The organism is Nocardioides sp. NPDC023903 (assembly GCF_040639295.1).
Classification (GTDB): Bacteria; Actinomycetota; Actinomycetes; order Propionibacteriales; family Nocardioidaceae; genus Nocardioides.
The window spans coordinates 160,459-180,084 of the sequence record NZ_JBEZZS010000003.1 but is presented as its reverse complement, the minus strand read 5'-3'; the positions used below and the strand labels follow the sequence as shown (position 1 = coordinate 180,084).

The window sequence follows — 19,626 nt, the reverse complement described above, 5'->3', positions numbered from 1 at the left end:
ACCAGCCCTTCATGAGAGTTCGTCGGCCGCACCGGCTGACCGGCGCTCGACGTGCGCGAGCACCCCATCGATGATCCTGGCCAGCCCGTAGTCGAGCTCGCGCGCAGGGTCGCTGGCCGCCTGATAGGCCTCGCCGGCGGCGGTGCCGACCCGGTTGGCCAGCGGATAGTGGCTGCCCGCCATGACCTCGTTCAGCGTGTCGTAGTTGGCCTCCCACCACTCCGACTCGGTCATCCCGGTGACCTGCTCGGCGCGACGCTTCATGAGCTCGCTGCGGGCGATGTTGCCCGCGAACCCGATCAGCACGGCGACGGTCTGGTCCATCTCCAGGTCGGAGAGCCCGATGCCGTCGACGGCCCGCAGCTGCCACTCGTAGCGGTCGCTCATGTTGGGGCCGAGCCAGGGGCGTACGTCCTGCACCTCGAGTAGCCACGGGTGGGCGCGGAGCTCGTCGTGGGCGAGGTTGGCGACCAGCTCGAGGCGCTTGCGTGGATCCTCGGGCAGTTCAGGTAGCTCGGCGCGGCCGGTCACCTGGTCGGCCATGAGCACCAGCAGTGCGTCCCGGTTGGGCACGTAGGAGTAGAGCGTCATCGCGCCCAGACCGAAGCGCTGGGCGATCGCGCGCATCGTCACCGCGGCGAGCCCCTCGGCGTCGGCGAGGTCGATCCCCGCGTCGACGATCTCGTCGACGCTCACCTTCTGCTTGGGCCCACGCCTGGTCCTGGGCTCCTCGCGCACCCCGGTCCGGTGGCGCCACAGCAGGCGCAGGGACGGGTCCGACTGGTCTGGCTGGTCCGGCACGTCGCTCATCGTAACCTCCTCCGAAATAATTTCGTACGCCGTACGGAACAAATGCTACAGTCGGTCCGTTGACATCTTCGTACAACGTACGAAATTGGAGGAACGTGTATGCCGAACGACGCGAAGCCGGTCCCGCCGCGCTGGCTCAAGCCGATGAACAAGGTCTTCATGACCCTGTCGAAGACCGGGCTCGGGATGAAGGAGCTGCCGGTGCTCACCGTGCCTGGCCGCGCGAGCGGCAAGCCCCGCAGCACCCCGCTCTCGGTGCTGGACCTGGACGGACGCCGCTACCTGCTCGAGGGCTTTCCGGGAGCCGACTGGGCCCGCAACGTACGTGCCGCCGCCGGTCGCGCGACTCTCCGGATCGGCAAAGACACCGAAGAGGTGCGTCTCGTTGAGGTGGAGGGCGAGGAGGCGTTGACCGTGCTCCGGGTGTGGCCGGAGCGGATGACGGACGGCGCGAAGATCATGCTCGACGCCGGCGTGGTCACCGCGGTGACGCCGGAGGCGTTCGAGGCCGTCGCCGGCCGCTGCGGCGTGTTCCGGATCGAGGTGGGCCGATGACCTCGACTCCTCTCTCCGCACGCGGCGTGCGCAAGCGCTACCGCGACACCCAGGCGCTCGACGGTCTCGATCTCGAGGTCGCCGCCGGCACCGTGCACGCCCTGCTCGGACCCAACGGCGCCGGCAAGTCGACCGCGGTGAACGTCTTCGCGACCCTGACCCGGCCCGATGCCGGCGAGGTGCGCGTCGGAGGCCACGATGCCGTACGCCACCCCGCTCGGGTCCGCTCCACGATCGGCCTGGTCGGGCAGAGCGCCGCGCTCGACGAGGCCCTTCACGGCCGGGAGAACCTGGTGATGTTCGGCCGCCTGCACGGTCTCTCGAAGCCCGATGCCGTACGCCGCGCCGGCGAGCTCCTCGACGCCTTCGGCCTCACCGAGGCCGGCGACCGGAAGGTCTCGGGATACTCCGGCGGGATGCGGCGGCGCCTCGACATCGCCGCCGGTCTGGTCACCCGTCCGCGGATCCTCTTCCTCGACGAGCCGACCACCGGGCTGGACCCGCGCGGTCGCCACGAGGTCTGGGAGATGGTGCGGCAGGTGGTCGCGGACGGGACGACGGTGCTGCTGACCACGCAGTACCTGGACGAGGCCGACCAGCTCGCCGGCATGGTCACCGTGCTCGGCGCGGGCCGGGTGATCGCCGAAGGCACCCCGTCGGCGCTCAAGAGCGATCTGGGCGGCGACCGGGTGATCGTCACCGCGACCGGACCGGACGACCTCGCCCGGATGGCCGGCGTCCTCGGCTCCGCGGCCGTCGTCGACCCCGACCGGCTCGAGGTCACCGTCGAGGCCGGCGCGGCCGGCGGTGGTGCCGCGGTCGTGGAGGTCGTACGCACCCTCGACTCCGCCGGCGTCACCGTCGACGACGTGCTGCTGCGCAGACCGACCCTGGACGAGGTCTTCCTCCACCTGACCGCCCCCGACCACGTACTCGATCCTGAAGGAGCCGCCCGATGACCGATCTGACTTCAGGTATCTCTTCCACCGTGCGACAGACCTGGGTGATCACGCTCCGCGACCTCAAGCACTGGCAGCGCGAGCCGTGGGGGCCGGTCTTCGGGATCCTGTTCGCGATCATGATGCTGCTGATCTTCGGCTACCTGTTCGGCGGCGCGATCGAGATGCCGGGCGGCGGGTCGTACCTGCCCTATCTGCTGCCTGGAGTGCTCGCGCTGACGATGATGTTCGGCATCGATGGCACCATGTCCGTGGTCACCGAGGACACCAAGCGCGGCGTCACCAACCGGTTCCGGTCGCTGCCGATGAGCGGTCTCGCGGTGCCGCTGGGGCGGGCGATCGCCGACCTGGGCAACTCGGCGGTCCAGCTGGGCGTCCTGATGCTCGGCGGGCTGCTGATCGGGTGGCGGATCGAGGGCTCGTTCCTCGAGGCGGCGGCCGCGGTCGGGCTCCTGCTCTGGCTGCGGCTGGCGATGCTGTGGCTGGGCATCTTCCTCGGGCTGACCCTGCGTATGGAGGGTGCGCTGACGATGGTGCAGGTGCTGGTGTGGCCGCTGGGGTTCTGCTCGAGCCTGTTCGTCTCGCCCGAGACGATGCCCGGCTGGCTGGGCTTCCTGGCCGCCTGGAACCCGGTCTCGGCGACGGCCACCGCCTGCCGCGACCTCTTCGGCAACCCGACCGGGATCACCTCCGGCGTGCTCGCCGACCACGCGACGCTCCTGGCGCTGGCCTGGCCCGCGGTCCTGCTGGCGATCTTCGTCCCGCTCTCCGTCCGCGCGTTCCGGCGCCTGGGCTGAGAACGAGAGAACGGGCCCGGGAAGGCGTTGCCTTCCCGGGCCCGTTGGCGAATGGGTGGGTGGGGGTCAGGCGGTGGCCGGTTCGAGACCGTCAGTCTCGTCCGTGGCCTTCTCCTTCGCCGGCGCGACGGCTCGGGTCAGCGACCCGATCGCGAAGGCGACGAAGAGCAGCACGACACCGAGGCCCGCGACCAGCGCCGAGAGACCGAAGGCGGTGACCGCGGTGAGCAGGGAGGCGCGTACGAACGACGACTCCGCCGCGACCGCGCGGATCGGGTCCTTCTGGTCGAGCTCGGCGTACGTCTTGCCCTTGGTGATCCCCAGGGCGTGCTTCTCGACGGTGGCTGCCTGGGAGTAGGCCGAGAACGGGCCGTCGACGTTGTCTCCGGCTAGGAACGAGGCGTCGTCGGCGACAGTGATCTCCTGCGCCTTCAGCTGGGTGTGGGCCATGTAGTAGCTGGCGGCGCCACTGGCGATGAACAGGAGGCCGAACAGCCCGATCAGGGGGCTCAGCAGCTTCGCGATCCGAGGTTTGCGGGTCATGCAGGCTAAGGCTCACCTAACTTACCTTCGGATGAAAGCCCCGGAGGGTGTGATCTTCGTCGTGCAGAATTTTTTCGAGGAAACTGTCGGATCGGTGTCGAGCCGTTCGTGGAGTGAGTGAGAAGCGGCCAGACGGACCGCGACAAACCACCACCACAGGACGAGAGGCACCATCATGAGCACCAGCACCTACACCCAGGCCACGACCTCCACCCGCGGTCAGTTCGCAGCGCGGATGCCCGTCTGGCTCGTCAGCATCACCGCCGTCGTCGTCGGCGCCCTGGTCACCGGCGTCTACGAGTTCGCCGCCCGCGCGGTCGGGGTGCCGTTCAACGTAGCACTGCCCGGCACCGGCATGGAGCCCGCCGCGATCCCCGCGACCGGGCTCGCCTGGGCCGTCGCCGAGCTCGGTCTGATCGGCATCATCATCGCCGTCTGCCTGAACCGCTTCGCCAGGCGTCCGCGCTCGACGTGGAACCGCACCGCCTGGACCCTGACGGCACTCTCGATCGTGCCCAGCCTGATCGCCGTCACCGACTCCTACGCCACCAACATCATGCTGGTGATCTCCCACCTCGTCGCCGCCGCCGTGATCGTCCCCGCCATCGCCGCCCGGCTGGCGGAGCGGAACCCGCGCCGCGGCTGAGGTCTTGCGTACGTCAGCCCGGTGGTCGGCGAGCGATGATCAGCTCGCCGACACCGGGCATCGGCGTCGTCTCGACCGTGAACCCGGCGTTGGCCAGGTCGGCGAAGAGCGCCAGCCTGGGATGAGTGCGGTAGTACATGACGAACTTCGGCCGCCACACCGCGTTGCGCACCCGCATCACCAGATCGAAGCCGGAGAGCAGCCAGTACGCAGGATGGGTCGGCCCCGGCGCCCGGCCGACCGGCAGCGCGAACACCCCGCCCGGCCGCAGCGCCCGATGGATGCCGTCGAAGAGCGCCGGCCGCTCCTCCGGCAGGAAGTGCCCCAGCGCCCCGAAGCTCACCACCAGGTCGTACGCAGCCTCGAACGGCAGCGCCCGAGCATCCGCCCGCACCAGGTCGGCGTCGGGGTGAGCGGCCCTGGCCTGCTCGAGCATCCCGACGCTGAAGTCGACCCCCGTCGGCCGCTCCGCGGTCGCCTCCGCGAGTAGCTCCAGCCCCGCCCCGGTGCCGGTACACACATCGAGCCCCCGCTCGAACGGCCCGTACTCCCGCAGCGCGGTGATCGTCGCCGCCAGCAACCAGTCCGGCGTCCGGAACGGCGTCGCGTCGAACTTCGGCGCCAGCAGGTCGTAGCCCTGCTCCACCGACGACAGCGCCTGCACCATCAGCTCACGAAACGTCGGTCCCCGCATACCCAGACCGTAGCGCTCGGTCGACTCTCGAGTGTGCGAACTCATGCGGGCCACAGCCCCGTTGCTGGACACTGATGACATGACCCCCACTCGGCGAGCCCTCACCCTCGGGTCCTACTGGATCGTCGGCATCGTCGCCTTCGCCGTACTCCTTGCGCCCTATGAGCTCACCTGGCGTGCCAACGCGGACATTCCTGCCGCTCTCACCACCACAGCACCGGGCGCAGGATCGGACTCGCTCGGTTGGGCGGTGTACGCGCTAGTCACCATCGCCATCCCGCTCATCGGCGGCGCCATCGGCGGCCGCGTGGTCGCGACGCTCTCCTCCGACGCACCCACCTCGGTCCGCACCCAACTGGCCGCCTACGCGAGTGGTGCAACCGTGTCGATCTGCGCCGGTTGGGTGACCCTCATCGCCAGCGCCCTGACCTTCTCCGCCATCCCGCCGCGCACCACCCTGGCGGATGCGACCTACGCCTTCCTCGTCTGGACCGCCTACGCAGCGGTCGCCCTCGTAGTGGCGAGGTCGACCGCCCGGCGCAACGCCAGGCTCGCTATGGCGTGACCCTTGCCTTCACTGGAACCTCAGGAGGTAGAAACCTTAGGAGGGTGAGTCACGCCAGGCTTGACTCACCCTCCTAAGGTTCAACAGGATCAGGCCTTGGTGACCGCGATTTGGGCCTTTTCGCCGTCGCCCAGGTCGACCGGGTTGCCCTCGAGCGAGTCGACCACGTCGTACGTCGTGGCGAGGGTCTCGCGGGAGATGAGGTCGGCGTGGGTGGTGGCTGCCTGGCGTACGGTCTCGGAGCCGGCCACCGAGAGGGCGATGCGGTCCTCGACGTTGAGGCCGGAGTCCTTGCGGGCCTGCTGGACGGCGCGGATCAGGTCGCGGGCGAGGCCCTCGGCGGCCAGCTCGGGGGTGACGACCGTGTCCAGGACGATGAAGCCTCCAGCGAGCATCGAGACGGCGATGTCGTCGGAGGCGGCACCGGCGACGGTCTCCAGGGTGTATTCACCCTCCTCCAGCGTCAGGCCACCGGCCACGACCACACCGGACTCGTCGACCGACCAGTCACCGGACTTGGAGCCCTTGATGGCCTTCTGGACGTCCTTGCCCAGGCGCGGGCCGGCGGCGCGGGCGTTGACGGCGAGCTTCTGCTCGATGCCGTAGGTGCCGGCCTCCTCCGAGTCGGCGGCGAGCAGCCGGACGGACTTGACGTTGACCTCGTCGGCGACGATCTCCTCGAAGCCGGCGATGTCGGCACCGACCACGGTCAGGCCACCGAGCGGCAGGCGGTTGCGGAGCTTGCGGGCCTTGCGCAGGGCGGAGGTCGAAGAGCAGACGGTGCGTACGGCATCCATCCGGGCGACCAGGTCGGCGTCGGCCGGCAGGTCCTCGACGACCGGGTAGTCGGCCAGGTGCACCGAGCGGCCACCGGTCAGACCGCGCCAGATCTCCTCGGTGGTCAGCGGCAGCAGCGGCGCGACCAGGCGGGTCACGGTCTCCAGCACCGTGTAGAGGGTGTCGAAGGCGGCCTTGTCCTCGTTCCAGAAGCGCTCGCGGCTTCGCCGGATGTACCAGTTGGTGAGCACGTCGATGAAGCGCTGCGTCGCCTCGCAGGCCTCGGCGACGTAGTAGTCGTCCATCGCGGAGGTCATCTCGGCAACGTAGTCGCGCAGCTTGGCCAGGACGTAGCGGTCCAGCGGGTCCTCGGACGCCGTCGAGCCGGTGGTGTCCAGGTCGGCCGCGTTGGCGTAGAGCTGGAAGAAGTACCAGCTGTTCCATAGCGGGATCATCACCTGGCGTACGGAGTCCCGGATGCCCTGCTCGGTGACGACCAGGTTGCCGCCGCGAAGGATGGGCGAGGACATCAGGAACCAGCGCATCGCGTCGGCGCCGTCGCGGTCGAAGACCTCGTTGACGTCGGGGTAGTTGCGCAGGCTCTTGGACATCTTCTGGCCGTCGGAGCCCAGCACGATGCCGTGGCTGATGCAGCTCGAGAAGGCAGGTCGGTCGAAGAGCGCGGTCGCCAGGATGTGCAGGGTGTAGAACCAGCCGCGGGTCTGGCCGATGTACTCCACGATGAAGTCGCCCGGGAAGTGGTGCTGGAACCACTCCTCGTTCTCGAACGGGACATGGTTCTGGGCGAACGACATCGAGCCGGAGTCGAACCAGACGTCGAGTACGTCGGAGACCCGGCGCATCATCGACTTGCCGGTCGGGTCGTCCGGGTTGGGACGGACCAGGTCGTCGACGTACGGACGGTGCAGGTCGGGGTTGCCCTCGGCGTCCTTCGGCAAGGTGCCGAAGTCGCGCTCCAGCTCGGCGAACGAGCCGTAGACGTCCAGGCGCGGGTAGGCCGGGTCGTCGGACTTCCACACCGGCACCGGCGAGCCCCAGAAGCGGTTGCGGGTGATCGACCAGTCGCGGGCGTTCTCCAGCCACTTGCCGAACTGGCCGTCCTGGATGTGCTCGGGCACCCAGCGGATCTGCTGGTTGAGCTCGAGCATCCGGTCCTTGATCTTGGTGACCTCGACGAACCAGCTCGAGACACCCTTGTAGATCAGCGGCTGACGGCAGCGCCAGCAGTGCGGGTAGGAGTGGTTGTAGGACTCGCGGCGCAGCAGGATCGTGCCCGCGGTCACCGATCCCCCGGCCTCGCCGCGGGTGACCGCCTTGAGGTGGTCGATGATCTGCAGGTTGGCGTCGAAGACCTGGACACCGGCGTAGTCGACCACCGGCGCGGTGAAGCGCCCGTCCTTGCCGACCGGCATGACCGCCTCGATGTTCTCGCGGTCGGTCACCTCCTTGTCGACCTCACCGAACGCACCGGCGGTGTGGACGACCCCGGTGCCGTCCGTGGTGGTGACGGCGTCGTCGGCGGCCACGACCCGGAAGGCGTTCTGGTGACCGGCGTAGTAGGAGAACGGCGGGGTGTAGCTGCGGCCGAGCAGCTCGGAGCCCTTGTAGCGGCCCAGGACCGTCGCCTCGTCCGCCTCCGGGAAGAGCTCCTTCTGGTACGCCGCGAGGCGAGCCTCCGCGAGGACGTACTTGGCCGTCTTGTCGGTGCCCGGGACCGGACCCTCGACCACGACGTAGTCGATGTCGGAGCCGACCATGACGGCGAGGTTGGACGGCAGGGTCCACGGCGTGGTGGTCCAGATCAGGATGTGGGCGCCGTCGAGGACCTCGTCCTCACCGGTGGCGTCGAGCGCGTAGCCCACGGTGACCGCCGGGTCCTGGCGGTCCTTGTAGACGTCGTCGTCCATCCGCAGCTCGTGGTTGGACAGCGGGGTCTCGTCCTGCCAGCAGTAAGGCAGGACGCGGAAGCCCTCGTAGACCAGGCCCTTGTCGTAGAGCGTCTTGAAGGCCCAGATCACCGACTCCATGTAGTCGGGGTTGAGGGTCTTGTAGTCGTGGTCGAAGTCCACCCAACGCGCCTGGCGGGTGACGTAGTCGCGCCACTCGCCGGTGTATTTCAGCACCGAGGCGCGGCTGGCCGCGTTGAACTTGTCGATGCCCATCTCGACGATCTCGTCGGTCGTCTTCAGGCCGAGCTGGCGCATCGCCTCGAGCTCGGCGGGCAGGCCGTGGGTGTCCCACCCGAAGCGCCGCTCGACGCGCTTGCCGCGCATCGTCTGGTAGCGCGGGACGATGTCCTTCACGTAGCCGGTCAGCAGGTGGCCGTAGTGCGGCAGGCCGTTGGCGAACGGCGGGCCGTCGTAGAAGACGAACTCGTTCTCGCCGTTCTCGCCGGCGTCACGGTTGTCGATGCTCGCCTGGAAGGTCCCGTCCTTCTTCCAGTAGTCGAGAATCTGCGTCTCGATCTCCGGGAAGCGTGGGCTGGCCGGGACTGTGGCTGAGTTGACCTTCGGATAGGCCATCGACGCATCTCCTGCTGGGTGGTAGTGGGTTGTCTTCACCACAGGGACGATCTTTCGACCGCGGTACCACCCTGCTTGTCCTGGTCGGCCACGCTCCACCGGTGGTTGAGCTTGTCGAAACCAGGGCCACTCATTCTCGGCTGTGACGGGCCAATCCCGCCGGGTTCTACTTGCCCGAAGGCTTTCTTCCCGGGGCTCGCCGCTGATGACGGCTCGAACGCCTGTAAGGAAGAGAGTACGCCGCCCGGCGCCCGCCACGCGAACCCGATTACACCGCGCGCCACATCCGCACGTGCGGACCGATCTCCGGGTCGTCCCACGGCTCACCGATCTCGACGAATCCGGCCCTCGCGTAGAAGGCTGCCGCCGGCGTACGCGCGTTGCACCAGACCAGCCCACCGCCTCTGGCCGCGACGTGGTCCAGCGCCGCCTGCAGCACCTCGGCCCCGACACCCTTGCCGCGCCATCCGTCCGCCGTCGCCATCCCCCGGATCCGCCACCCCTTGCCAGGGTGTTCGGCCAGGTCAGGGCATGCCTCCGGGAAGAGCCCAACGCACCCGACGATGTTTCCGCCGGCATCCGTCGCCGCGTACGTCGCCACCTCGGGACCATCGTCTCCAGGCACCCTCGCCGCCTCCGGCGGCCCACCGTTGCGCAACACCTTCGCCCGCAACGGATACGTCTCCTCAACCGCCACCCGGCGCACGTCGATCACGCCGTCAATCATGCAGACATGGACCGCAACCGATCGGCGACGGCTCCAGAAAGAGCCTCGCGGACGACTTCCGGGTGCAGCATGACGTCCTCCCAGGTGAACCGCAGGACGATCCAGCCCGCTGCCACGAACCGGTTGTAGCGACCCGCGTCCTCGACCAGCGCCCGCCGCGTTCCATGGAACTCGAACGAGTCCGCCTCGATGATGATCCGAAGCCGACGGTCGGCGAGGTCGACGCGACCGAGGAAGTCGGGCTCGGCGATCCTGACCTGAGGCTCGACATCCAGCCCGTCCACCTGGATCGCGATCGCACGCAGGCAGCTCTCGAAGGCATTGTCGGCGCCCCCATGAGCCAGGTGCGCGACCCGGCGGACGCTGCCGGCACCCGGACCGAAGGTGCGATCGGCCGTCGAGATCAGTTCGTCCTGGCCGACACCGAGGCGCAATGCGGAGTCGGCGACACACAACGCCTCGTCGAACGGCAGTTTCCGCAGGCAATCGATCACCGTACGGAGACGCGTCGTGACGACGCCGTCCATGTCGCACGCCGGGATGTCGAGCCGGCGGACCGCGATCCCGCGAGCGACCGTGCGGCGGATCCGGCGACTTCTCGGGATCGTCACCTCCGGTCGCAGCGGGACGTGCTTGACCGACCACCCCCACACCAGCGCAGCGCTCAAGCCGGATACGACTCCGCGTACCGTCGCGGCCGCCTCGATGGCCGATTGCGCCGCGGCCCTCTCCTCATCGTTCACGCGACACTCATACCCGAACTCAAGCGTTCTAAACCGAATGCACACGGTCGTTACCTGTGTGACGCATGTGGCGCCTCATTCGTCACATGCGTAACGACCGTGTGCAAAGCTCCCGCACCATCCGTACATTCCACGCGGCACCGGCGGGCGTGGCATTGCACCAGATGGTCCCGCCACCGAGACGGTCCGCATGTGCCAGCGCTGCGGCAAGAACGGCGGTGCCGACTCCACGGCCGCGCCATGCCTCGGCCGTCGCCAGACGCCGGACCCGCCAGTTGGATTCCGGAGCCGGGAACAGGCCGACACATCCGACCACTTCGCCATCGGCGTCCTTGGCGGCGAAGGTGGCCACGTCTGGCCGGTCGTCGCCGGCGACTCTAGCCGTCGCGGGTGGCGCACCGCCGTGGAGGACCAGCGCTCGAAGCGGATAGGTCTCGGCGGCCTGCACGCGAGTGACAGTGAAGGCGATCGGAGATGTCACCTCGTGACCATAGTTCGGACACCTCGTCTCGGCACCTGGCAGGATGCGCGCATGAGCCTGATTCGCTACGAGTACGCCGACGGTTGCGCCCGCATCACGATGACCAACCCGGACCGGGGAAACGTCTTCAAGCCCGAGGCGGGCGCGGAGATGGTGGCGGCGATCCTGCGGGCGAAGGCGGACTCGGCGCGGGTGATCGTGCTGGCGGCGGAGGGGAAGTACTTCTCCGTCGGTGGTGACCTTGCCGGGTTCGCGGCCGCTGACGACCTGGGGCCGTTCATCCTCGAGCTCGCCGAGGGCGCCAACCGGATCATCACCGAGCTCGTCCGTTGCGACGCCATCGTGGTCAGCGCGGTGCAGGGCACTGCCGCCGGCGTCGGGTTCCCGCTGGCCGCGGCCGCCGACATCGTGATCGCGGCCGACAAGGCGAAGTTCAGCCTCGCCTACGCCAAGGTCGGACTCTCGGTCGACGGCGGCGGGTCGCTCCTCGTCCACACTCTCGGCCTACATCGGGTGCTTCGGCTGACCCTGCTGGGCGACATGCTCTCCGCGACCGAGGCGCTCGAGGCCGGGCTGGTCGCCCGTGTCGTACCGGCCGATGACCTCGTCGCCACCGTGGACGAGGTCGTCGCGACCCTCCTCGCCGGCTCCCCCGAGGCGCTGGCGAGCACCAAGCACCTGGTCCGCGACGTCGCCGACCCCAACCCCGAGTCGGCGCTCCGCCGCGAGGCGCAGTCCATCTCCGCGCTCGGTGGCTCGGCCTCAGGCCGCGAGGGCATCAACGCGTTCCTGGAGAAGCGGCCGCCCAGCTTCACCGGCTGAAATCATTGGCCGAAAGGCGCTCGTTCCGCGAGGGTGAGCCCATGAGCAGCGATCAGCGACAGGTGGGCTTCAACGGGATCTGGCTTCCCGAGGGCGAGGACCCACGCCACCAGGACCAGCCAGCCGTCGGCGAGCTGGCGACGTACCGGGACTACCTGCGCCACTACCGACTCACCCTCGAGCTCAAGTGCGAGGACCTCGGTCCGGAGGACCTGGTCAAGCAGAGCGTGCCGCCGAGCGACCTCAGTCTGCTCGGGCTCATCCGTCACATGGCGCGGGTCGAGCAGAGCTGGTTCCAGCGGGTGCTGAAGGAGAACCTCGACCTGCCGCGGCTCGACGCCGACGACCCCACCGGCGGCTTCCACAAGGTGGAGCCGACCCAGGAGTCGGTCGACGAGGCGTTCGCGAGCTGGCGCGAGCAGGTCGCGGCGGCCGACGAGTGGCTCGACTCGATCGACGACTCGATGCTCGGCGAGACCCGTGACGTCGGCCGCGGCGACGAGTCGGCCAGCATCCGCGACATCCTGGTCCACATGATCGAGGAGTACGCCCGCCACGCAGGTCACGCCGACCTGCTGCGCGAGGTCATCGACGGGCGTACCGGGCAGTAGCCCCTCCCCCGCCCAACAGGCAGTTTCCTGAGACTAGGCTGAGACAGCGGTCACAACGACCGTTACCGCGCGCTGAATCAGAGGGAGACCATGTCGACGTCGACCGCCAACCCCACCAGCTCGGGCCCACGATCCGGGCCCAACATGAAGTCAATCGTCATCTGGACCGCCGTCGCTGTCGTCGGCGCCGTCTGCTGGGCCATGCTCGCCCTTTCCCGAGGCGAGGATGTCTCGGCACTGTGGATCCTGTTTGCCGCACTGGCCTCGTACGCGATCGCCTACCGGTTCTACTCGAAGTTCATCGCCGACAAGGTGCTGAAGGTCGACGACACCCGGGCCACCCCGGCCGAGCGACTGGAGAACGGGCAAGACTTCGACGTCACCGACCGGCGAGTGCTCTTCGGGCACCACTTCGCCGCGATCGCCGGCGCCGGCCCGCTGGTCGGCCCGGTGCTGGCCGCGCAGATGGGTTACCTGCCGGGCACGATCTGGATCATCGTCGGCGTCATCCTCGCCGGTGCCGTGCAGGACATGGTCGTGATGTTCTTCTCGATGCGCCGCAACGGCAAGAGCCTCGGTCAGATGGTGCGTGAGGAGATCGGCACCGTCGCCGGCGTGGCCGCTCTGATCGCCGTCTTCGCGATCATGATCATCATCCTGGCGGTGCTCGCGCTGGTCGTCGTCAACGCGCTCGCAGAGTCGCCGTGGGGTGTCTTCTCGATCGGTCTCACCATCCCGATCGCGCTCTTCATGGGCTTCTACCTGCGCTACCTGCGCCCCGGCCGCGTCAGCGAGGTGACCGTCATCGGCGTCGCGCTGCTGCTGCTGGCCATCATCGGTGGTGGGTATGTCGAGGAGATGGGCCTGGCCGACGCCCTCACCCTCTCCCACGAGACGCTGGTGGTCTGCCTGGTCGTCTACGGTTTCGTCGCCTCGATCCTCCCGGTGTGGATGCTGCTCACCCCGCGTGACTACCTCTCCACCTTCATGAAGGTGGGCGTCATCGTGCTGCTGGCCGTCGGCCTGGTCCTCGCGGCCCCGGCGCTGCAGAACGAGGCCGTCACCGACTTCGCCACCAACGGCGAGGGTCCGGTCTTCGCCGGCAAGCTGTTCCCGTTCGTCTTCATCACCATCGCCTGCGGCGCCCTCTCCGGCTTCCACGCGCTCATCGCCTCGGGGACGACGCCGAAGATGGTCGCCAAGGAGTCGCAGGTCCGCATGATCGGCTACGGCGGCATGCTGATGGAGTCGTTCGTCGCGATCTCGGCCCTCATCGCCGCCTCGGTCATCGACCAGGGCATCTACTTCTCGATGAACGCCGCCGCCGGCGCGACCGGCGGCACCCCGGAGACCGCGGCCGCCTTCGTCAACGGGCTCGGCTTCACGATCACCCCGGCCGACCTCGAGGCAGCCGCGGCCAGTGTGGAGGAGTCGATCATCTCCCGCACCGGTGGCGCCCCGACCCTGGCGTTCGGGATGTCGCTGATCTTCACCGAGGCGTTCGGTGGCGGCCTGGCCGCCTTCTGGTACCACTTCGCGATCATGTTCGAGGCGCTCTTCATCCTGACCGCCGTCGACGCCGGCACCCGCGTGGGCCGGTTCATGCTCCAGGACACGATCGGCAACGTCTGGAAGCGCTACGCCGACACCTCCTGGCGGCCGGCGGCCTGGTCGGCCTCCGCACTGGTCGTACTGGCCTGGGGCTACATGCTCTGGATCGGCGTCGGTGACCCGCTCGGCGGGATCAACCAGCTCTTCCCGCTCTTCGGCATCGCCAACCAGCTGCTCGCCGCGATCGCCCTGACCCTGGCCACGGTGCTGATGTTCAAGCACGGTCTGGCCAGGTTCGCCTGGGTGCCTGGCATCCCGCTGGTCTGGGACCTCATCGTCACCATGACGGCGAGCTGGCAGAAGGTGTTCAGCGACAACCCCGCGATCGGCTACTTCGCCCAGGCCTCTGCCGCGCGCGAGGCACGCGACGCCGGTGAGCTCTACGGGGTTGCGAAGACCCCCGCGGACGTCGACCAGATCATCTACAACTCGACCCAGAGCGGCATCCTGCAGGCAGCGTTCGCGCTGCTGGTGATCGTGATCGTCGCCGGTGCCGCGGTGACTGTGGTCAAGGCGATCCGCGCCGGCGGGCTGCCGACCACCGAGGTCCCGAAGGTCGAGTCGAAGATCGTCGCGCCCTCCGACTTCTTCGCCACCAAGGAGGAGAAGGAAGCCGTACGCGAGTGGGAAGCCTCCCAGAAGACGCCGGTCTCATGAGTCTGCTCGCCGAGCGTGTCTCCGGCGCCTGGCGGCTGCTCCGCCAGGCGACCGGGGAGGCGAAGTGGGACGAGTACGTCGCTCGGTGCGAGCGCGAGGGCGTCGAGCCGATGAGCCGGCGCGCGTTCGAACGTCACCGGGCCGACGAGAAGGAGCACAACCCGCAGGCCCGATGCTGCTAGCGGCCTAGCGGGGGCTGTCGTCGGCGAAGGCGGCGTCGAGCCAGGCGTAGACCTGCGAGTCACCTCGGGTGACGAGCAGGACCACCTGCTTCTCGGCGTCGCTCACCGGCTTGCCGTTGATCCAGCTGCGGACGATGTCGGAGGCGGCGCGGCGTACGACCTCCACGCCCTTCGCCATCGCCCACTCCGGCGCCGGATGACCCTTGCTGGTCGCCACGCCGGGGATCTCCAGGGTCCAGGTGTCGTCCTCGGCCTGGAGGAGCTGGGGCATCGGCAGCGCGCTCTTCTTCACGCGACCACCTCCGTAGCGCACGCGCCAGAATACGGACGCGGTCGCGTGTTGTTTGGATGGTTCACTCGCTGGCGCTCGCTCACGCTCCCCATGTTCGCACGTCGAGACCGTCGATAAGGGACCACTCAGGCTCGGCCATTAGACTGCGCCCCGTGACGAATGCAGCTTGGGGCTTCGGCCTCGTGACGTACGCCGCCGACACTGGATCCGACAAGGGCAGTGTGCTCGACGTGTGGTTCCCCGCGCCGCAGCTGGGCGAGAAGCCCGCCGACGCCACCGCGCCGGCCGAGCTGACCGCGCTCGAGGGTGCCGACGAGGTGCGTCAGGTCACCCAGCGGGTCGCCCTGGTCGAGGTCAAGGACCTCGAGACCGCGCCCGAGACCACCGAGGACGTCTGGCTGCGCCTCCACCTCCTCTCCCACCGCCTCGTACAGCCGCACGGACAGAACCTCGACGGCATCTTCGGCCTGCTCACCAACGTGGTGTGGACCAGCGCCGGCCCGTGCGCCGTCGAGGGCTTCGAGCTCACCCGCGCCCGACTGCGCGCCGCGGGCCAGCACGTGACCGTCTACGGCGTGGACAAGTTCCCGCGGATGGTCGACTACGTCGTCCCGAGCGGCATCCGGATCGGCGACGCCGACCGCGTCCGCCTCGGCGCCCACCTGGCCTCTGGCACCACCGTGATGCACGAGGGCTTCGTCAACTTCAACGCCGGCACCCTCGGCGCCTCGATGGTCGAGGGCCGGATCTCCGGCGGTGTCGTCGTCGGCGACGGCTCCGACGTCGGTGGTGGCGCCTCGATCATGGGCACCCTCTCCGGCGGCGGCAAAGCCGTCATCTCCATCGGCCAGCGCTGCCTGCTCGGTGCCAACTCCGGCATCGGCATCTCCCTGGGTGACGACGCCGTGGTCGAGGCCGGGTGCTACGTGACGTACGGGACCAAGGTCACCCTGCCCGACGGCACCGTGACGAAGGCCGGCGAGCTCTCCGGCGCCTCCAACATCCTCTTCCGCCGCAACTCGGTCAGCGGCGCCATCGAGGCAGTTCCGTGGAAGGGCGAGGGCATCGAGCTCAACGCCGCCCTCCACGCCAACTGACGTCTCACCGAAGAGTGCTGAGTTGAAGAAGCTTCTCACCGCCCTGGTGGTGCTCAGCGTGATCGCCGGCGGCATCTACTGGGTCGTCCAGGCCGCGACGGACAAGCTGGACTCGATCCTCCCCGACCTGCAGCATTGCACGGCGGTCGCGGGTGAGTACGAGGCGCGCTTCGACCCCGAGCAGATGGGCAACGCCGCCGTGATCACCGCACTCGGGCTCAAGCGCGGCCTGCCCGCGCGGGCCGCCACGATCGCGATCGCGACCGCGATCCAGGAGTCGAAGCTCTACAACATCAGCCACGGTGACCGGGACTCGCTCGGGCTCTTCCAGCAGCGCCCGTCGATGGGCTGGGGCACCGAGGAGCAGGTCCAAGACCCCGTCTACGCCACCAACAAGTTCTACGACGCGCTGGTCAAGATCGAGGGCTACGAGGACATGGTGGTCACCGAGGCGGCGCAGGAGGTGCAGCGCTCGGCCTATCCCGAGGCGTACGCCGACCACGAGGGCGAGGGCCGCGCCATCGCCTCCGCGATCAGCGGCTACTCCCCCGCCGCCCTGACCTGCCGGATCGACGAGCCCGAGGCCGGCTCCGGCAAGCCCCAGGCGACCAAGACCGAGGTCAACCAGCTGCTCGGCCAGATGGTCGGCCGCGCCCGGGTTGACGGCACCACCGTGGTCATCCCCGTCGACGCCGGCGAGACCGGCCAGCGCAACGGCTGGGCCGTCGCGCACTACGTACTCGCCCGGGCCAGCGAGTTCGGCGCCACCTCCATCGCCTACGACGGCCGCACCTGGTCCGCCGGCAAGGACGAGGAGTGGGCCGACACCCCCAAGGTCAACGGCGACCAGATCGTCGTCACCCTCGCCTGACCCCACCAGCCGAGGCGTCACCCGCGTCGGCCGAAGCGTCACCCCGGTCGGCCGAGATGGCACGCGGCTGCCAACTCGGCCGACGCGAGCGACCTCTCGGCCGACGTACCTGACGCTTCGGCCTCAGTCGGCTACGTCGACGTGGACGTGGTCGCGGTGCTCGAGGATGGCCTGGTCGCCGCCGCGGGGTGGGACCTCGTAGTCGCGCCAGCCGGCGCCGGAGCGGAACTTGGTCCAGATGCGGTCGTCGTAGATGACGGTCTCGATGTCGAGGCGGTCGGCGTTGGCGACGAGATACTGCGCCAGGGACCAGCCCTTGATGTTGTTGGGGGCGTTGATCGGCCGGAAGAAGTAGTCGACCGCACGGCCCTCGTAGTGGGCCGACCCGACCATGTGTCCGGTGGTCACCCCGCCGGGCTGGAAACCCCCGTCGGGGATGCCCCCGTAGACATTGCGTACGTCATCGCGCAGCGCCTCCGCACGCGAGGTGAGCCCAGCGCCGCTGAGCCTGTCCGGGACCTCCTCGGCACCGCCCTTGACGACGCACGAGAACGCCTCCGGGGTGTTGCCGGTCAGCGCCGAGGCCAGGGCCCGGGCCTCGGGCTCGGCGTCGCGGTAGCCGTCTCGCGAGCCGTCGCTGATCTGCTGGGCGACGCCCGGTACGGACTGCTGGCGGTAGTCGGCGACGCCGGAGAGGCGGTCGTAGAGGCCGGCCGCCTTCGCCGGATCCCGTTCGAGCGAGTGGTCGGCGATCTCGACCGCCAGCACGACGGAGGCCGCGCGGGCGGGGAGCCCGCGGCGTACGGCTTGGGCGGCGATCGCCGAGGCACGTTCGGCCTCCTCGGAGGAGAGGTCGAAGGTCTCGCCCTCGGAGGTGACGGTGCAGGCCTCGCGGGCGAGGACCGGGATGCCGCTGACCCCGACGCCGAGGAGCCGCAGGCCGGCGAAGACCAGGGCGACGGCGATCACGACGCCGAGGACGATGAGGTGCTTGCGCACCGGCCGCAGCTGCTTCCGGGCTTCCCGCGCCGACTTACGCAGCGCCTCGCGCGCCGGCTCCGGGAGCCTCGGACCGGGAGGGCCAGATGCGGGAGGCCGCGGACCCGGGGGCGGGATGGTCGGCGGGCCCGTCGGGGTCCCCGGCTGTGCGCTCACTCCACCAATCTTCACGTATGGGGCAAACCCCGGCCGGCTACGCCGTGAGGCGGGAGACCGCCGCGTCGACGCGCTCGTCGGTGGCGGTGAAGGCGATGCGTACGTGCTGGCTGCCGGCGCGGCCGTAGAAGATGCCGGGAGCGGCGAGGATGCCGCGCTCGGCCAGCCATTCGACGGTGTCCCAGCAGTCCTCGTCGCGGGTCGACCACAGGTAGAGGGATGCCTCGGAGTGGTCGATACGGAAGCCGGCCGACTCCAGCGCCGTCTTGAGCTTGGTGCGCCGGGCGGCGTAGCGGGCGTGCTGCTCCTTGGCGTGCTGGTCGTCGGCGAGCGCCGTCACCATGGCGGCCTGCTGCGGGCCGGGCATCATCAGGCCGAGGTTCTTGCGGACCGCGAGGAGCTCGCCGAGGACCGAGGCGTCACCAGCGACGAAGGCCTCGCGGTAGCCCGCGAGGTTGGAGCGCTTCGAGAGCGAGTGGACGGCAAGAAGACCGTCGAACGAGCCACCGCACACGTCCGGGTGCAGCACCGAGACCGGAGAGGCCTCCCAGGCGCACTCGATGTAGCACTCGTCGGAGATCAGCAGCGTGCCGCGCTCGCGCGCCCACTCGACCGTCTTGCGCAGGTGCTCGACCGGGAGCACCCGGCCGCTCGGGTTGGAGGGCGAGTTGATCCACAGGATCTTCGGCGCCTTCGGGCCCAGAGCGACCAGCGAGTCGGTGGCGACGGTGTCGGCGCCGACGAGAGCCGCGGAGACCTCGTACGTCGGGTAGGCGAGCTCCGGGTAGGCGACCAGGTCACCCTGCCCGACGCCCAGGTGCAGCGGCAGCGAGCCGATCAGCTCCTTGGAGCCGATCACCGGCAGTACGTTGTCCAGCCCGAGGCCGTCGATCCCGTGGTTGCGCGCAAGCCAGTCGATGGCGGCCTGACGCACCGCGGGAGTGCCGATCGTGGTCGGGTAGCCCGGTGAGTCGGCAGCCTCGGCGAGGGCCTTCTGGATCACCGCGGGCGTCGGGTCGACCGGCGTGCCGATCGAGAGGTCGACCAGCCCACCGGCGTGCGCCGACGCCTTCTCCTTGAAGGGAGCGAGCTTGTCCCAGGGGAAGTCAGGCAGCCGCTGCGAGACTGGGATCGAGGCCGGCATCAGTCCTGGTTCTGCGGGGGCAGCGCGGCGACGAACGGGTGGTCCTTGTCGATCTCACCCATGCGAGCAGCGCCACCGGGCGAACCGAGGTCGTCGAAGAACTTGACGTTGGCGTCGTAGTACTCCTTCCACTCCTCCGGGGTGTCGTCCTCGTAGAAGATCGCCTCGGGCGGGCACACCGGCTCGCAGGCGCCGCAGTCGACACACTCGTCGGGGTGGATGTAGAGCATCCGCTTGCCTTCGTAGATGCAGTCCACCGGACATTCGTCGACGCAAGCCTTGTCCTTCACGTCAACACAGGGCTGGGCGATGACGTACGTCATTCGGGGCTCCTCCAAGCGGGG

22 protein-coding genes are annotated in these 19,626 nt (G+C 69.1%); 11 read left to right on the top strand and 11 right to left on the bottom strand.

The genetic code is table 11. From position 1 onward, the window contains the following. Nucleotides 1-9: 9 nt before the first annotated feature. On the bottom strand, nucleotides 10-810 hold the full coding sequence (locus AB0F44_RS05840; RefSeq protein WP_357353559.1) for a TetR/AcrR family transcriptional regulator: 801 nt from the start codon (nucleotides 808-810) through the stop codon (nucleotides 10-12). Between the two features lie 99 nt (nucleotides 811-909). Between AB0F44_RS05840 and AB0F44_RS05835 the strand changes: the two genes are divergently transcribed. From AB0F44_RS05835 to AB0F44_RS05825, 3 genes are read left to right on the top strand one after another with little or no spacing between them, the layout of a single operon-like run. After that, complete coding sequence (locus tag AB0F44_RS05835) at nucleotides 910-1,365, top strand: nitroreductase/quinone reductase family protein (protein WP_357353557.1); 456 nt, start codon at nucleotides 910-912, stop codon at nucleotides 1,363-1,365. Continuing rightward, a complete protein-coding gene (locus tag AB0F44_RS05830) occupies nucleotides 1,362-2,324 on the top strand; it encodes an ATP-binding cassette domain-containing protein (protein ID WP_357353556.1) in 963 nt (320 codons plus the stop codon). The genes AB0F44_RS05835 and AB0F44_RS05830 overlap by 4 nt, the downstream gene beginning before the upstream one ends. Next, complete coding sequence (locus AB0F44_RS05825) at nucleotides 2,321-3,121, top strand: ABC transporter permease (RefSeq protein ID WP_357353554.1); 801 nt, start codon at nucleotides 2,321-2,323, stop codon at nucleotides 3,119-3,121. The genes AB0F44_RS05830 and AB0F44_RS05825 overlap by 4 nt, the downstream gene beginning before the upstream one ends. 66 nt (nucleotides 3,122-3,187) lie before the next feature. On the opposite strand, the gene AB0F44_RS05820 is transcribed toward AB0F44_RS05825, so the two are convergent. Beyond that, the gene (locus AB0F44_RS05820; RefSeq protein WP_357353552.1) at nucleotides 3,188-3,664 is read right to left on the bottom strand and encodes an aromatic ring-opening dioxygenase LigA; all 477 of its coding nucleotides are present in this window, start codon (nucleotides 3,662-3,664) and stop codon (nucleotides 3,188-3,190) included. 175 nt (nucleotides 3,665-3,839) lie between these two features. Between AB0F44_RS05820 and AB0F44_RS05815 the strand changes: the two genes are divergently transcribed. Next, the gene (locus AB0F44_RS05815) at nucleotides 3,840-4,310 is read left to right on the top strand and encodes a DUF6069 family protein (RefSeq protein ID WP_357353550.1); all 471 of its coding nucleotides are present in this window, start codon (nucleotides 3,840-3,842) and stop codon (nucleotides 4,308-4,310) included. Between the two features lie 13 nt (nucleotides 4,311-4,323). Here AB0F44_RS05815 and AB0F44_RS05810 read toward each other — a convergent pair whose 3' ends face one another. Next, nucleotides 4,324-5,004 carry a class I SAM-dependent methyltransferase gene (locus AB0F44_RS05810; RefSeq protein WP_357353548.1) on the bottom strand — a complete coding sequence of 227 codons (681 nt, stop codon included), beginning with the start codon at nucleotides 5,002-5,004 and terminating at the stop codon, nucleotides 4,324-4,326. 79 nt (nucleotides 5,005-5,083) lie between these two features. On the opposite strand from AB0F44_RS05810, the gene AB0F44_RS05805 reads away from it, so the two are divergent. Further along, nucleotides 5,084-5,569, top strand: coding sequence for a hypothetical protein (locus AB0F44_RS05805; protein ID WP_357353546.1), 486 nt, complete (start codon nucleotides 5,084-5,086; stop codon nucleotides 5,567-5,569). Between the two features lie 89 nt (nucleotides 5,570-5,658). On the opposite strand, the gene ileS is transcribed toward AB0F44_RS05805, so the two are convergent. The 4 genes from ileS to AB0F44_RS05785 form a co-directional block, all read right to left on the bottom strand. After that, nucleotides 5,659-8,889, bottom strand: a complete 3,231-nt coding sequence (gene ileS / locus AB0F44_RS05800) for an isoleucine--tRNA ligase (RefSeq protein WP_357353544.1) — start codon at nucleotides 8,887-8,889, stop codon at nucleotides 5,659-5,661. Between the two features lie 268 nt (nucleotides 8,890-9,157). After that, nucleotides 9,158-9,604, bottom strand: coding sequence for a GNAT family N-acetyltransferase (locus AB0F44_RS05795; protein WP_357353542.1), 447 nt, complete (start codon nucleotides 9,602-9,604; stop codon nucleotides 9,158-9,160). Between the two features lie 8 nt (nucleotides 9,605-9,612). Then, nucleotides 9,613-10,359 (bottom strand): DUF559 domain-containing protein, encoded by a 747-nt coding sequence (locus tag AB0F44_RS05790; protein ID WP_357353540.1) that lies wholly within the window; start codon nucleotides 10,357-10,359, stop codon nucleotides 9,613-9,615. Nucleotides 10,360-10,441: 82 nt separating this feature from the next. Further along, nucleotides 10,442-10,840, bottom strand: coding sequence for a GNAT family N-acetyltransferase (locus tag AB0F44_RS05785; RefSeq protein WP_357353538.1), 399 nt, complete (start codon nucleotides 10,838-10,840; stop codon nucleotides 10,442-10,444). 51 nt (nucleotides 10,841-10,891) lie between these two features. On the opposite strand from AB0F44_RS05785, the gene AB0F44_RS05780 reads away from it, so the two are divergent. The 4 genes from AB0F44_RS05780 to AB0F44_RS05765 all read left to right on the top strand — a co-directional run bounded on the left by AB0F44_RS05780 (nucleotide 10,892) and on the right by AB0F44_RS05765 (nucleotide 14,723). Next, nucleotides 10,892-11,662: an enoyl-CoA hydratase-related protein gene (locus tag AB0F44_RS05780; protein WP_357353536.1), complete on the top strand. Its 771-nt coding sequence runs from the start codon at nucleotides 10,892-10,894 to the stop codon at nucleotides 11,660-11,662. Nucleotides 11,663-11,703: 41 nt separating this feature from the next. Beyond that, the gene (locus tag AB0F44_RS05775; RefSeq protein WP_357353534.1) at nucleotides 11,704-12,273 is read left to right on the top strand and encodes a DinB family protein; all 570 of its coding nucleotides are present in this window, start codon (nucleotides 11,704-11,706) and stop codon (nucleotides 12,271-12,273) included. A gap of 144 nt (nucleotides 12,274-12,417) precedes the next feature. Continuing rightward, a complete protein-coding gene (locus tag AB0F44_RS05770; RefSeq protein WP_357353532.1) occupies nucleotides 12,418-14,541 on the top strand; it encodes a carbon starvation CstA family protein in 2,124 nt (707 codons plus the stop codon). After that, nucleotides 14,538-14,723 (top strand): YbdD/YjiX family protein, encoded by a 186-nt coding sequence (locus tag AB0F44_RS05765; RefSeq protein ID WP_357341151.1) that lies wholly within the window; start codon nucleotides 14,538-14,540, stop codon nucleotides 14,721-14,723. The genes AB0F44_RS05770 and AB0F44_RS05765 overlap by 4 nt, the downstream gene beginning before the upstream one ends. Before the next feature lie 4 nt (nucleotides 14,724-14,727). Here the strand turns inward: AB0F44_RS05765 and AB0F44_RS05760 are convergent, their stop codons facing one another. Then, nucleotides 14,728-15,015 carry a hypothetical protein gene (locus AB0F44_RS05760; RefSeq protein WP_357353530.1) on the bottom strand — a complete coding sequence of 96 codons (288 nt, stop codon included), beginning with the start codon at nucleotides 15,013-15,015 and terminating at the stop codon, nucleotides 14,728-14,730. Nucleotides 15,016-15,167: 152 nt separating this feature from the next. On the opposite strand from AB0F44_RS05760, the gene dapD reads away from it, so the two are divergent. Further along, nucleotides 15,168-16,112, top strand: coding sequence for a 2,3,4,5-tetrahydropyridine-2,6-dicarboxylate N-succinyltransferase (dapD, locus tag AB0F44_RS05755; protein WP_357353529.1), 945 nt, complete (start codon nucleotides 15,168-15,170; stop codon nucleotides 16,110-16,112). Nucleotides 16,113-16,134: 22 nt separating this feature from the next. Next, nucleotides 16,135-16,983, top strand: a complete 849-nt coding sequence (locus AB0F44_RS05750) for a hypothetical protein (RefSeq protein ID WP_357353527.1) — start codon at nucleotides 16,135-16,137, stop codon at nucleotides 16,981-16,983. A 123-nt stretch (nucleotides 16,984-17,106) separates the two neighbouring features. Here the strand turns inward: AB0F44_RS05750 and AB0F44_RS05745 are convergent, their stop codons facing one another. The 3 genes from AB0F44_RS05745 to fdxA are packed head-to-tail and all read right to left on the bottom strand — an operon-like array spanning nucleotide 17,107 to nucleotide 19,605. Continuing rightward, nucleotides 17,107-18,138, bottom strand: a complete 1,032-nt coding sequence (locus AB0F44_RS05745) for a hypothetical protein (protein WP_357353525.1) — start codon at nucleotides 18,136-18,138, stop codon at nucleotides 17,107-17,109. 37 nt (nucleotides 18,139-18,175) lie between these two features. Next, nucleotides 18,176-19,282, bottom strand: coding sequence for a succinyldiaminopimelate transaminase (dapC, locus tag AB0F44_RS05740; RefSeq protein WP_357353523.1), 1,107 nt, complete (start codon nucleotides 19,280-19,282; stop codon nucleotides 18,176-18,178). Continuing rightward, nucleotides 19,282-19,605 (bottom strand): ferredoxin, encoded by a 324-nt coding sequence (gene fdxA, locus AB0F44_RS05735; RefSeq protein WP_008358813.1) that lies wholly within the window; start codon nucleotides 19,603-19,605, stop codon nucleotides 19,282-19,284. Before fdxA ends, dapC begins: the two co-directional genes overlap by 1 nt. Nucleotides 19,606-19,626: the final 21 nt, after the last annotated feature.

What these genes read in the sequence shown, in the direction of transcription:
- ileS (WP_357353544.1), bottom strand. Translation starts at nt 8,889, where the DNA reads ATGGCCTATCCGAAGGTCAACTCAGCCACAGTCCCGGCCAGCCCACGC.
- AB0F44_RS05815 (WP_357353550.1), top strand. Translation starts at nt 3,840, where the DNA reads ATGAGCACCAGCACCTACACCCAGGCCACGACCTCCACCCGCGGTCAG.
- dapC (WP_357353523.1), bottom strand. Translation starts at nt 19,282, where the DNA reads ATGCCGGCCTCGATCCCAGTCTCGCAGCGGCTGCCTGACTTCCCCTGG.
- AB0F44_RS05765 (WP_357341151.1), top strand. Translation starts at nt 14,538, where the DNA reads ATGAGTCTGCTCGCCGAGCGTGTCTCCGGCGCCTGGCGGCTGCTCCGC.
- AB0F44_RS05810 (WP_357353548.1), bottom strand. Translation starts at nt 5,004, where the DNA reads ATGCGGGGACCGACGTTTCGTGAGCTGATGGTGCAGGCGCTGTCGTCG.
- AB0F44_RS05820 (WP_357353552.1), bottom strand. Translation starts at nt 3,664, where the DNA reads ATGACCCGCAAACCTCGGATCGCGAAGCTGCTGAGCCCCCTGATCGGG.
- fdxA (WP_008358813.1), bottom strand. Translation starts at nt 19,605, where the DNA reads ATGACGTACGTCATCGCCCAGCCCTGTGTTGACGTGAAGGACAAGGCT.
- AB0F44_RS05770 (WP_357353532.1), top strand. Translation starts at nt 12,418, where the DNA reads ATGAAGTCAATCGTCATCTGGACCGCCGTCGCTGTCGTCGGCGCCGTC.
- AB0F44_RS05835 (WP_357353557.1), top strand. Translation starts at nt 910, where the DNA reads ATGCCGAACGACGCGAAGCCGGTCCCGCCGCGCTGGCTCAAGCCGATG.
- AB0F44_RS05840 (WP_357353559.1), bottom strand. Translation starts at nt 810, where the DNA reads ATGAGCGACGTGCCGGACCAGCCAGACCAGTCGGACCCGTCCCTGCGC.
- AB0F44_RS05825 (WP_357353554.1), top strand. Translation starts at nt 2,321, where the DNA reads ATGACCGATCTGACTTCAGGTATCTCTTCCACCGTGCGACAGACCTGG.
- AB0F44_RS05775 (WP_357353534.1), top strand. Translation starts at nt 11,704, where the DNA reads ATGAGCAGCGATCAGCGACAGGTGGGCTTCAACGGGATCTGGCTTCCC.
- AB0F44_RS05780 (WP_357353536.1), top strand. Translation starts at nt 10,892, where the DNA reads ATGAGCCTGATTCGCTACGAGTACGCCGACGGTTGCGCCCGCATCACG.
- AB0F44_RS05805 (WP_357353546.1), top strand. Translation starts at nt 5,084, where the DNA reads ATGACCCCCACTCGGCGAGCCCTCACCCTCGGGTCCTACTGGATCGTC.
- AB0F44_RS05830 (WP_357353556.1), top strand. Translation starts at nt 1,362, where the DNA reads ATGACCTCGACTCCTCTCTCCGCACGCGGCGTGCGCAAGCGCTACCGC.